Consider the following 11,895-nt stretch of genomic DNA (forward strand, 5'->3'; position numbering starts at 1 on the left):
GAGCATCCCGGCGGAGAGGTCCACGGCGACGGCCCGGGCCCCGCGACCGGCGATCCAGCGGGAGCAGGGCGCCGATCCGCATCCGATCTCCAGGACGTCGCGGCCGGCGACGTCGCCGAGGAGCGCCCAGTCGCCCTCGTGCAGGCCCTCCGGGCACCACACGAACTCGCCGTCGGGGGAGTGGGCACCGAGGAATTCACCGTGTTCGTGGTGGTAGTCGACCGCCTCGGCGTCCCACCACGCGCGGGAGGCGCGGACGGACTCACCGTGGTCGGGGGGGTTTGTGGACGTCACGCTGGCAGAGTACAGTTGACGGTCGCGTGCGTACACGCTCGCGAACACCTGCCCACCTACGATTCCTATCCACTCCGGAGCACCCCACCATATGACCACCAACACCACCTCCCCGCAGGTAGCCGTCAACGACATCGGCTCCGCGGAGGACTTCCTCGCCGCCATCGACGCCACGATCAAGTACTTCAACGATGGCGACATCGTCGAGGGCACGATCGTCAAGGTCGACCGTGACGAGGTCCTGCTCGACATCGGCTACAAGACCGAGGGTGTCATCCCCTCGCGCGAACTCTCCATCAAGCACGATGTCGACCCCGGTGAGGTCGTCGAGGTGGGCGACGAGGTCGAGGCCTTGGTTCTGACCAAGGAGGACAAGGACGGCCGGCTGATCCTGTCCAAGAAGCGCGCACAGTACGAGCGCGCCTGGGGCACGATCGAGGAGCTCAAGGAGAAGGACGAGGCCGTCAAGGGCACCGTCATCGAGGTCGTCAAGGGCGGCCTCATCCTCGACATCGGCCTCCGTGGCTTCCTCCCCGCCTCGCTGGTGGAGATGCGCCGCGTCCGCGACCTCCTTCCCTACGTGGGCCAGGAGCTCGAGGCCAAGATCATCGAGCTGGACAAGAACCGCAACAACGTCGTGCTCTCGCGTCGCGCGTGGCTCGAGCAGACCCAGTCCGCGGTCCGCTCGGAGTTCCTGCATCAGCTGCAGAAGGGCCAGGTCCGCAAGGGCGTCGTGTCCTCGATCGTCAACTTCGGTGCGTTCGTGGACCTCGGTGGCGTCGACGGGCTCGTTCACGTCTCCGAGCTGTCCTGGAAGCACATCGACCACCCGTCCGAGGTCGTCGAGGTGGGCCAGGAGGTCACCGTCGAGGTCCTCGACGTCGACCTGGACCGCGAGCGCGTCTCCCTGTCGCTCAAGGCCACGCAGGAGGATCCGTGGCGGCACTTCGCCCGGACCCACGCGATCGGTCAGATCGTTCCGGGCAAGGTCACCAAGCTCGTCCCCTTCGGTGCATTCGTGCGCGTCGACGAGGGCATCGAGGGCCTCGTCCACATCTCCGAGCTGGCCGAGCGCCACGTCGAGGTGCCCGACCAGGTCGTGTCCGTCAACGACGACGCCATGGTCAAGGTCATCGACATCGACCTCGATCGTCGCCGTATCTCGCTCTCGCTCAAGCAGGCGGACGAGGACTACACGGAGGAGTTCGACCCGTCGAAGTACGGCATGGCCGACAGCTACGACGAGGCCGGAAACTACATCTTCCCCGAGGGCTTCGATCCCGACACCAACGAGTGGCTCGAGGGCTTCGAGAAGCAGCGTGAGGAGTGGGAGAACCGCTACGCGGAGGCCGAGCGGCGTCACAAGATGCACACGGCTCAGATCGAGAAGGGTCGTGCCGCTGCCGCGGAGGCCGCGGAGGCCGCCCCGACCAACTACTCGTCGGAGTCCGCGCCGTCGTCCAGCCGTCCCGCTGCCGCGGAGGCCACTCAGGCCGAGTCGACCGGTGGTTCGCTGGCGTCCGACGAGCAGCTCGCCGCTCTGCGTGCCAAGCTCGCCGGCGGTGAGTGACCTCTCTGCCTGACGGCGCCACGGGCGCCTGACGTCCACGGCCCCGGACGGTCGTCCCACCTCGGTGGGGCACCGACCGGGGCCGTGGCCTGTCTCCGCCGGTCGGACGCGGTGCCGTGAAGGAGGTCGCGTCCGCAGGCGAGACCTGCGGTCACCTAGACTTCGTCTCATGCTGATGGTGGGTCTGACCGGTGGAATAGGGGCGGGCAAGTCGACGGTGACAGCGATTCTCGCGGAGGCCGGCGCGGTGATCGTCGACGCGGATCGGATCGCGAGGGAGGTCGTCGAACCGGGGACCCCGGGGCTGGCGATGCTCGTCGCCGAGTTCGGTGACGACATCGTGGGGCCCGACGGTTCTCTTGATCGGGCCGCCCTCGCCGCCCGGGCCTTCGTCGACGAGGAGCGCACCGCCGCGCTCAACGCGATCACCCATCCGCTGATCGGGGAGCGCACGGCCGAGCTCATCGAATCGGCGCCGCAGGACGCGATCGTCGTCCACGACATGCCCCTGCTGGTGGAGGGCGGACTGACTCCCGCCTATCACCTGGTGATCGTGGTGGACACCCCCGCCGAGATCCGGCTCCGACGGCTGGTGGACCAGCGCGGCATGCCGGAGGACGACGCCCGGGCGCGGATGTCTCGCCAGGCGACCGACGAGGCCCGCCGGGCCGAAGCCGACGTCCTGATCGACAACTCGGGCGACCGCGAACCGGTTCGCGACATCGTCCGGATGCTCGTCGAGCTACGACTTCAGCCGTTCGAGCACAACCTGCGGACGGGCACGCCCGTGGTGGGCGACCGCACCGTGGTGCCGTTCCGGCCGGAGTGGGCGGCCGAGGCGGCGAGGGCGATGGCGAGGCTCCGCCACGTCCTGGGGGACGTCGCCACCCGCATCGACCACGTCGGCCCCACCGCTGTCGAGGGCTTGGACGCACCGGACATCGTGGACCTGCAGGTGACGGTGCGGGACGAGGCGGCGGTGGAGCGTGCGCTGGCACTGTTGACCGACGCGGGATACGTGCGCGACCGCACCACCGAGCGCCCGCTCCTGCACTGGTGTGACCCCGCTCGGCCCCTCGAGGTGTCGATCCTCGCGGAGGACGATCCGGAGCACGAGTTCGCGCTCCTGATGGCCGAGGCCATCGGCTCGGATCCGAGCGCGCGGGCGGAATACTCGGAGATCCTCCGTCGGGCCGACCGCGAGGAGACACGGGAATGGGAACGGACCCGCTGCCAGGCGTCGGAGCGCTGAGCGGTCGCGGGGCCCGGTGTCGGCGCCGCCGTCACTCCGTGGGGACGGCGCCGTCGACGAGTTCGGAGACCGGCACGTGCCTGACGACCTCCGACGCGGCGGGCCCGGCGGGAGCCGCCGCGCTGCGGAGTCTGCTGGGCAGGACGTCCGACAACCTGGTGCGAACGAGGAACACGTTGTAGGCGTTCCAGGTCGTGACGAGGTAGTACAGATCCTCTCCCTGGGCCCAGGGGTGCATGAACGCGCCGTAGACACCGGGGAGCATGGAGTAGTCCACTAGGGCGGTGGGTCCGGTCCAGGGGCCCTCCGGGCGGTCTGCGGTGCGGATCACGACGGAGTTGTACCCCTGGGAGTACATGGCGATGTACTTGCCCAGGTGACGGTTCCACATCACGGAGAGCTCGCTGGCCGGGCGTGGCAGCACCGGCGCGGCGTCCGACGGATCGTCCACCCACTCCGCGCCGTCCCAGTACCGGTAAGCGGCGGGGTCGAGGACGCCCGCGGCCGGAGGTGCCCCGCCGGCTGCGTCGAGGTCCTCCGCAGACGGTGACCCGGCGAGCGGGACGCGGGCGAGGATCGCTGAGCCCTGCCGACCCGACGGCGTGAGGTACTCGTAGAGGTGGGTGTCGGTGGTGAGATACGAGCTCATCTGCGAGTCCCGCCAGACAGGGTCCACCGGGGGTGCGCCGTCGCCGACCGGGACCGCGGAGGTGATCGGCCGTGCCAGAGCGGGCACGACGGTCCAGTTCTCGCCGTTGTCCGTCGAATAGGCCAACCCCGAGTAGTTGGTGGTCCACGACCCCGGTTGGCCCCAGTGGGCGACCGACATGAAGCGCAGATACTGGACCCCCTCGATCGCGATTCCCGCGGTCGGGATGATCGTGACCTCCCCGGGAAGTCCCGAACGGGGAACGATGGACTTGGCCAGGCCGTCGGGACCGGTGGCCGCGGAGTCGATGGACAGCCCGTCGCCGAGGTCGGTGTCACCGGACCGGAACAGGACGTTCGACCGCCACTGGCTCCCGGGGAGGGTGCAGTCACCCATGGTGTCGCCGAACGCCATGAGGATCTCCGGATCGGTGGCGTGTCCGTTGTCCCACATGATCCCGAGATCGGTCCCGGTCACCCCGTAGCGGCTGACGGTGTCGGCGGGACCTGTGGGGCCGGTGACCAGCTGGAGGAATTGCGTCGGGCCGCGGAGGACGGGGACTGTGCCCTCCTCCCCGGTGATCCACGGCGGCATGCCGTACACGGATCCGGTGACCGTGTCGAGGGAGCCGGACAGGCCGTTGCCCAGGGACCCGGTCTCGAGCTGCTGGACGAGCGACCCGGAGCGGTCGGCCGACCCCAGGGCCCGCGAGGCGGACCCGAGGGGCCCGGTCGACCCCGATCCGGGTGGTCCCAGCGAACCCCCGCCCATCCCGGCACCGGTCTGGTTCTCCAGCAGGGAACCGAAGTTGCCGAACATGACGCTGCACGGCCCGGCCGTGGCGGTGCCCGACCCGGTGACGGCGATCGCGGCGACGGAGGCCGCGACCGCAGCAAGTGCGGTCGCGGCCAGCCGCTGGAGTGCCCGGCTCATCTCAGGATCTCGGGATCGGACGCCGCTCGACGAGCACGGTCTCGCCTGTCTCGGCGGGGTCCGGGGTGTCGGTGGTCCAGCTGTTGTCCGCGACGCGCATGCGGGAGTCGGCGGCCGGGAGGGTCCGTGGGGGGATCAGATCGAGGTCGGTCCGCATGAGGAAGACGTTGTAGGCGTCCCAGGTGGACATGGTGAAGTACAGGTCGGATCCCACCGTCTCGACCGCCGGACTCCACGGGTGGACGAACGCACCGTAGAGGGTGGGCACGTGCCGGTAGGACAGCAGGATGTCCTCCCCGGACCACGGACCCTCGGGCCTCGCGGCCTGCCGCATCACGATGTCGTTGTTCCCGTTGGTGTACAGGGCGATGAACCGACCCAGTCGAGCACTCCAGGAGACGGACAGTTCACTCACACGGGGGTGCATCACCGCCGCGGCGGAGCGGTGGTCGCGGCCCCAGCCGGCACCGGTCCAGAACTCGTAGGCCGACATGGTCCTGATCGACCGCTCCGGCACGCGGGCGAGGGTCACGGCGCCGTTGCGGCCCGACGGGGTCAGGTACTCGTAGACGAAGCCGTCGTGCTTGAGGAACGCGCTCATCTGGCCGGCGGTGTGGGTGGTGAACGGGGCGCCGAGATCCGACGGTATGAGGCGAGCGCTGCCGGTCCCGGTCCGGGCGGTGCCCGCCACCGGGGTCCAGTTCTCCCCGTTGTCCCTTGATTCGGCGAGCGCGGAGTAGTTGGTCACCCACTCACCGGGGGCGCCCCAGCTGGCGACCGACATGTACCGCAGGTACTGCGTACCGGCGACCTCCACACCCGCGGTCGGGATGACGGTCACCTCGCCCGGCAGATTCGAGCGGGGAAGGATGGACTTGGCCAGACCGCTGCGCTCCATCGGAGCGTTGTCGACCCGCATCCCGTTGGACAGGATCCGGTCGGACGAGCGGAACAGGATGTTGCTGCGCCACTGGGTGCCGGGGAGGCTGCAGTCGCCCATCGTGTCCCCGAGCGCCATGAGTACCTGGGGGTTCGAGGCGTCCCCGTTCTTCCACATGATTCCCAGGTCGGTTCCTGAGATGCCGAACCGTTCGACCGTCCGGTTGGGACTCGTGGGCCCCGTGAGCAGTTCCACCGTCGTCGTGCGTCCCTGGAGGATGGGGATGTAGCCACTGGCCCCGTTCGCCCAGGGGGTGGCCGGTGCGTCGGTCGGCATGGCGGCGGATCCGGAGAGGGAACCGGAGCCGAGTCCGGTCCCGCCGGTCGGGGGCCACGGGTCACACGGCGCCGCGGACGCGACCGGGGGCAGTGCCGTCAGCGCCGTGAGCGCGCCGATCGCGAGAGCGACGACGGTACCCGCCGCCAGGGGTGCCCGCGTCCGACGGGACAGGTGGGGACGACGACGAGGTGTGCTGCGGGACACGGATTCTCCAGACGAGGGGACGAGATGAGGGGAGTCTGTGTGCAGAGTAATGGCAACCCGGGATGCGGGGGCTCTTTCGTCGAGAGGCGGGTGTCGGTGTCGACTCGTAAGCTTGCGGTATGGCTTTCGCGACCGAGATCCCCGACGACGGGATCCCCGCAGACCCGACCGTCCTGTCCTATTCCGAGTTCCGTCCCATCGGGGATGTCGAGCGGTCCACCGGCAGGTTCGAAGTGGTCAGCGAGTTCACCCCGTCCGGGGACCAGCCGACGGCGATCGCCGAGCTCACCGAGCGCCTGGGGCGAGGCGAGCGGGACGTCGTGCTGCTCGGCGCCACCGGTACCGGTAAGTCCGCCACGACGGCCTGGCTCATCGAGCAGGTCCAGCGACCGACCCTCGTCATGGCCCCCAACAAGACCCTCGCCGCGCAGCTGGCCAACGAACTGAGGGAGATGCTCCCCAACAACGCTGTCGAGTACTTCGTCTCCTATTACGACTACTACCAACCCGAGGCGTACATCGCCCAGACGGACACCTTCATCGAGAAGGACTCGTCCATCAACGACGACGTGGAGCGGCTCAGGCACTCCGCGACGTCGTCACTGCTCTCGCGACGCGACGTAGTCGTGGTCAGTTCGGTCTCGTGCATCTACGGTCTCGGCACGCCACAGTCCTACCTGGACAGGTCCGTCTCGTTGGCGGTGGGTCAGGAAGTCGAGCGTGACCGGCTGCTGCGACTGCTGGTGGACGTGCAGTACGAGCGCAACGACGTCTCGATGACGCGGGGCACGTTCCGTGCCAAGGGGGACACCGTCGACATCATCCCCACCTATGAGGAACTCGCCGTGCGTATCGAGTTCTTCGGTGACGAGATCGACGCGCTCTACTACATCCACCCGTTGACCGGCGATGTCGTGCGGAAGGTCGACGAGGTTCGGATCTTCCCGGCGACGCATTACGTCGCCGGGCCCGAGCGGATGGCCAAGGCCATCGCCTCGATCGAGGAGGAGCTGGAGGCCCGGTTGGCGGAGCTGGAGAACCAGGGCAAGCTCCTGGAGGCGCAACGCCTGCGAATGCGCACCTCGTACGACATCGAGATGATGCAGCAGGTCGGGTTCTGCTCCGGGATCGAGAACTATTCGCGACACATCGACGGTCGCGCGGCGGGAAGCGCTCCGGCGACGCTGATCGACTACTTCCCCGAGGACTTCCTCACCGTCATCGACGAGTCCCACGTGACCGTCCCGCAGATCGGTGCGATGTTCGAGGGCGACGCCTCCCGCAAGCGCAACCTCGTGGACTTCGGCTTCAGGCTCCCCTCGGCGCTCGACAACCGTCCGCTCACGTGGGAGGAGTTCTCCGACCGGGTCGGCCAGACGGTGTACCTCTCCGCAACCCCCGGGACGTACGAGATGGGACGCACCGGGGGCGAGTTCGTCGAGCAGGTCATCCGGCCCACCGGTCTGGTGGACCCGAAGATCGTGGTCAAGCCCACGAAGGGGCAGATCGACGATCTCCTCGGAGAGATCCGCGCCCGTGCGGAGCGCGACGAGCGGGTCCTGGTGACCACCCTGACCAAGAAGATGTCCGAGGACCTCACCGACTATCTGCTGGAGCTCGGCGTGCGTGTGCGCTATCTGCACTCGGAGATCGACACCCTGCAGCGGGTGGAGCTGCTCCGGGACCTGCGCCGTGGCGAGTTCGACGTCCTGGTGGGCATCAACCTGCTCCGCGAGGGGCTGGACCTGCCCGAGGTCTCCCTGGTGGCGATCCTCGACGCCGACAAGCAGGGCTTCCTCCGTTCGAGCACCTCGCTCATCCAGACCATCGGCCGCGCGGCCCGTAACGTCTCCGGCGAGGTCCACATGTACGCGGACTCCGTCACCGAAGCGATGAGTCAGGCCATCGAGGAGACCGACCGTCGGCGTGAGAAGCAGGTCGCATACAACACCGAGCACGGTATCGACCCCCAGCCACTGCGGAGAAAGATCGCCGACATCCTCGACAGGGTCGGGGAGGAGGGCGGCGGGGAGTCGTCCCCCGACCCGCGGGACCGGCCCGAGCTCGTGGGGGCACGGGCGGCGGGCGATTCGGCGCGGCCGCGTGCGGAACTCGAGAAGCTCATCGGGGAGATGACCGAGCAGATGATGTCGGCGGCCACGGACCTCCGGTTCGAGTTGGCGGGTCGGCTCCGCGACGAGATCGCCGAGTTGCGCAAGGAGCTCAAGGGGATGCGCGAGGCCGGAGTCGACTGACCCGTCACTGTGACGTCGCGCGCCTACCGGGCACGGCGCGGGCCTCCGCGCACTACGCTGGGGAGCACGTGTTGCCGACGAGAGGAAGACAATTGAGCGCCTACAACAAGGTGGTCGTGGGAACGGACGGCTCGGAGTCGTCCTACCGGGCGGTCGATCGTGCCGCGGCGCTGGCCGCCGACGAGTCCGCGACTCTCGTGATCGCCTGCGCCTACGTGCCCGCCGACCCGCGGTCGGTCAGCCAGGCCGCGGATCAGCTGGGCGACGACGCCTATCAGATCCGCGGTGACAATCCCGCCGAGGACATCGTCCGGACCGCGAGAGACAGGGCGGCCGCCGCCGGGGCGTCCACCATCGAGGCGCGCACCGTCAAGGGGGCGCCCGTCGAATCGCTCATCAAGTTGGCCAACGAGGTGGAGGCGGATCTGCTCGTTGTGGGCAACAAGGGGCTGAACTCGCTGACCGGTCGACTCCTGGGTTCGGTGCCCGCCGACGCTGCCCGTCGGGCGGTGTGCGACGTCCTCATCGTGCACACGACCTGAGTACACGGATCACCCGAGCCGGACCGGCCGGTGGTCAGCCGCAGAGGTGGGCCCGGCTGGCGTCAATGAGGGCCCGGCCGACCGCGGTGGTGTCGCGGTCGGCGTCCTGGGCGGCGATCGCGCTGGTGAGTGGCCGGAGGTGATCCAGGATCGTCTCGGTATCGGCCCCGTCGGAGATGCTCCGGCAGATGCCCAGGCCGACCTCGACCGTGGTGGCCGCGGTCATCTCCGTGGGTAGTCCTGAGGCGGCGAGTTGATCGAGGAACTCCTGCTCGCTGCCGTTCCTGGCGGGTCCACTCGCGGTTCCGGCGGGCTGCCCGTCGGCGGCGTCGGCACCCTGCCCCACGGTGTCCGCGCGCACGGTCCGGTCGGTGGTGTCCTCCCCGGTGGCGCATCCGGTGCTCACCGCCAGGACGGCACACACGACCGTGGCGACCGAGAGTCGTGCAATGGCGTTGATGCTCATGCGGTGAGCTCCTCGGGACCGTCCGTGACCGACTCCCGGATCAGTGAGAGCAACGGGCCGAACCGTCCGGGCTGGACGAGGACCAGTTCCTGGGTGGCGCGGGTGGCCCCCACGTAGAGGTCCTGGAGTCCCTGCGGGGACCGTCCGAGGACCCGTTCCGGATCCACCACCACCACCACGTCGAACTCGAGCCCCTTGGCCAGCGACAGCGGGAGGACCGAGGTGTCGGGGCGTGCCTCGGCGACGGCGCGCCTGAGGTCGGCGATCTCGCGGGCGTGCTCCTCCTCGGGTCCGTCGGGCAGCAGTACGGCCACGGCGCGGTCCTGCGGGACGACGGAGACCTCATCGGCCACGACCCGGCCCAGCGACCGTGCCTCGGTCTCGAGCCATGCGACCGGACGGTGGCCCGCCCGTACCGGGCGCGGTGAGGTCGCTCGCGGGTCGATCTGCGCGAGTAGTCGCCCCGCCACCGCGGACACGGTCTCCGGGGTGCGGTAGTTGACGGTGAGCTCGCAGAGGACCCAGCGGTCGTCGACGTAGGGCGACAGCGCGTCGTGCCATGAGTCGATGCCCGCCGGGCTCGAGGTCTGGGCGACGTCCCCGACGAGCGTCATCCACCGGTTGGGGGAGCGGCGCATCAACGCGCGCCACGCCATGACGGACAGTTCCTGTGCCTCGTCGACGATCACGTGACCGAACGCCCAGGTCCGATCCGCGCCGGCGCGATCCGCGACGGTGAGGTCCGAGTCCGCGCTGTGCCTTCTGGCGAGGGCTTCGGCATCGACCACGTCATACGCCATGAGGACTTCCGGGTCGAGGTCGTCCTCGATGTCCTGGACCGCCGACCCGGTGAGGATCTCGAGGGCCTCCTCGGCCTGCCGGACCTGTTCGGCCCAGGCCCGGTCCGCGTCGCTGCCCTCCGCCGCCGGGTCCTCGCCCAGCAGCTCGGCGAGCTCGTCGAGGAGCGGTACGTCCGCCACCGAGAAGGCACCACCGTCCTCACGGAAGAGGGCTGCCTGGTCCTCGGCCACATAATCACCGGCAGCCTCGGAGATGCGCTCGCGGCTGGAGAGCAGGTCGGCCAACAGACTCTCCGGACGCAGGGTGGGCCACCACTCGTCGATCGCGGCGAGGACCTCCGGCGCACGTTCCACCTCGGCGCGCAGCGCCGCCCTGTCATCCGAGTCCAGCAGCGGGCGGGCCGGATCCCCGAGGTCCCCGACCCCACCCTCCCCGGGGGACCAGGCGGCGTCCTCCGCCTGCCCGACCGGGTCGGTGAGCACGGCAACGTACTGCTCGGTGAGTGCGTCGACGATCTTGGTCAGGAAGGTGGATCGCGCCTGGTTGTGGGGGCGTCGCGTCATCCTGGCCCGGCCGCGGGCAGCGCGCACCACCGCTGGTGTGAGGACCAGGGCATGGCCCTCGCACCGCACCACCACGTCCGAAGTCGGGGCGAGTTGCCGGGCGCGGACCGCGGCCTTGAGGATGTCGACCATGTCGGCGGACCCCTTCACCTCCTCGCCGCGGAGCGTCTCGTGACCGGTGGCCCGGACCCCGGGGAACAGGTCCGCGAGCGTGCGCAGGACGACGCCCGACTCCCCGAGCGACGGCAGGACCCGCGCGATGTAGTCGAGGAATCGCGCGTTCGGACCCACGATGAGGACGCCACTGCGATCAAGCCTGCGGCGGTGCGTGTAGAGGAGGTAGGCCGCACGGTGAAGGGCCACGGCGGTTTTGCCCGTACCCGGCCCACCCTGGACCACCAGCACCCCGGCGTGCGGGTTGCGGATGATCTCGTCCTGCTCTCGTTGGATGGTCGCGACGATGTCGGTCATGTGGGCGGACCGCGCGCTGTCCAGGGCCTCGAGCAGCGCGGATTCCCCCACGACGTCGTCGTGGTTCTCAGGTATCTCCCCGTCGGCCGGGGCCGTGAGGAATTCGTCGTGCACCCCGATGACCCTCCGCCCGATCGTGCGCAGGTGCCGGCGACGGTGTGCGCCCTCGGGACGGGCGGTGGTGGCCAGGTAGAACGGGCGGCTGTGGTCCGCCCGCCAGTCCAGTAGGAGCGGGGTGAGGTCCTCGTCGTCGTCCCTCAGCCCCACGCGGCCGATCCGTCGGACCTCCCCGTCGGCCATGTCCAGCCGTCCGAAGTACAGGCCCAGATTGGCGGCGTTGTACGCCGCCAGTTCCGCCGAATAGAGCCGCGCGAACGATTCTCTCTCGGACCTCGCCTGTGGCGTGCCCCCCGTACCCCGGAGGACGGCGTCGAGGCGGGCCCGGGTGTCGGACCGCAGTTCCTCGAGACGGTCGAGGAGACGACCGAGGTGGCGCTGCTCCTCGTCGACGGCGTCGGACTCCGTCATGCGCGCTCCTCTCGAGGGTGTGGACCGGGCGGCGGTCGCGTCGGACTGCACGGTGCGGGACAACCAGGCTACCGGGTGTCGGGCGGGTGCTCCGACGCAGACGACCCCGCCGGTCAGGGCGGGGTCGTCGGCAACCGGCGGGCAGCGC

The 11,895-nt window shown here is 69.6% G+C and carries 9 protein-coding genes; 4 read left to right on the forward strand and 5 right to left on the reverse strand.

All coding sequences use genetic code 11. The features are described from left to right. A partial coding sequence (locus tag IY392_RS02360) for a class I SAM-dependent methyltransferase (protein WP_309233979.1) occupies positions 1-294 on the reverse strand: 294 nt, incomplete at its 3' end. A 91-nt stretch (positions 295-385) separates the two neighbouring features. On the opposite strand from IY392_RS02360, the gene rpsA reads away from it, so the two are divergent. Both rpsA and coaE read left to right on the forward strand, forming a co-directional pair. Next, on the forward strand, positions 386-1,864 hold the full coding sequence (rpsA, locus tag IY392_RS02365; RefSeq protein ID WP_107756328.1) for a 30S ribosomal protein S1: 1,479 nt from the start codon (positions 386-388) through the stop codon (positions 1,862-1,864). 169 nt (positions 1,865-2,033) lie between these two features. Beyond that, a complete protein-coding gene (coaE, locus tag IY392_RS02370) occupies positions 2,034-3,116 on the forward strand; it encodes a dephospho-CoA kinase (RefSeq protein WP_107756329.1) in 1,083 nt (360 codons plus the stop codon). Positions 3,117-3,147: 31 nt separating this feature from the next. Here the strand turns inward: coaE and IY392_RS02375 are convergent, their stop codons facing one another. Next, complete coding sequence (locus IY392_RS02375) at positions 3,148-4,698, reverse strand: DUF4185 domain-containing protein (RefSeq protein ID WP_182613167.1); 1,551 nt, start codon at positions 4,696-4,698, stop codon at positions 3,148-3,150. A 1-nt stretch (position 4,699) separates the two neighbouring features. Continuing rightward, positions 4,700-6,121: a DUF4185 domain-containing protein gene (locus IY392_RS02380; RefSeq protein ID WP_194860413.1), complete on the reverse strand. Its 1,422-nt coding sequence runs from the start codon at positions 6,119-6,121 to the stop codon at positions 4,700-4,702. 119 nt (positions 6,122-6,240) lie between these two features. On the opposite strand from IY392_RS02380, the gene uvrB reads away from it, so the two are divergent. After that, complete coding sequence (uvrB, locus tag IY392_RS02385) at positions 6,241-8,376, forward strand: excinuclease ABC subunit UvrB (RefSeq protein ID WP_107756332.1); 2,136 nt, start codon at positions 6,241-6,243, stop codon at positions 8,374-8,376. Between the two features lie 92 nt (positions 8,377-8,468). After that, positions 8,469-8,918, forward strand: a complete 450-nt coding sequence (locus tag IY392_RS02390; RefSeq protein WP_107756333.1) for a universal stress protein — start codon at positions 8,469-8,471, stop codon at positions 8,916-8,918. Positions 8,919-8,952: 34 nt separating this feature from the next. On the opposite strand, the gene IY392_RS02395 is transcribed toward IY392_RS02390, so the two are convergent. After that, the gene (locus tag IY392_RS02395; RefSeq protein ID WP_194860414.1) at positions 8,953-9,384 is read right to left on the reverse strand and encodes a DUF732 domain-containing protein; all 432 of its coding nucleotides are present in this window, start codon (positions 9,382-9,384) and stop codon (positions 8,953-8,955) included. Then, complete coding sequence (locus IY392_RS02400) at positions 9,381-11,747, reverse strand: ATP-binding domain-containing protein (RefSeq protein WP_194860415.1); 2,367 nt, start codon at positions 11,745-11,747, stop codon at positions 9,381-9,383. Before IY392_RS02400 ends, IY392_RS02395 begins: the two co-directional genes overlap by 4 nt. Between the last annotated feature and the right edge of the window lie 148 nt (positions 11,748-11,895).

The sequence above is a fragment of the Dietzia sp. SYD-A1 genome (assembly GCF_015356725.1).
Lineage (GTDB): Bacteria > Actinomycetota > Actinomycetes > Mycobacteriales > Mycobacteriaceae > Dietzia.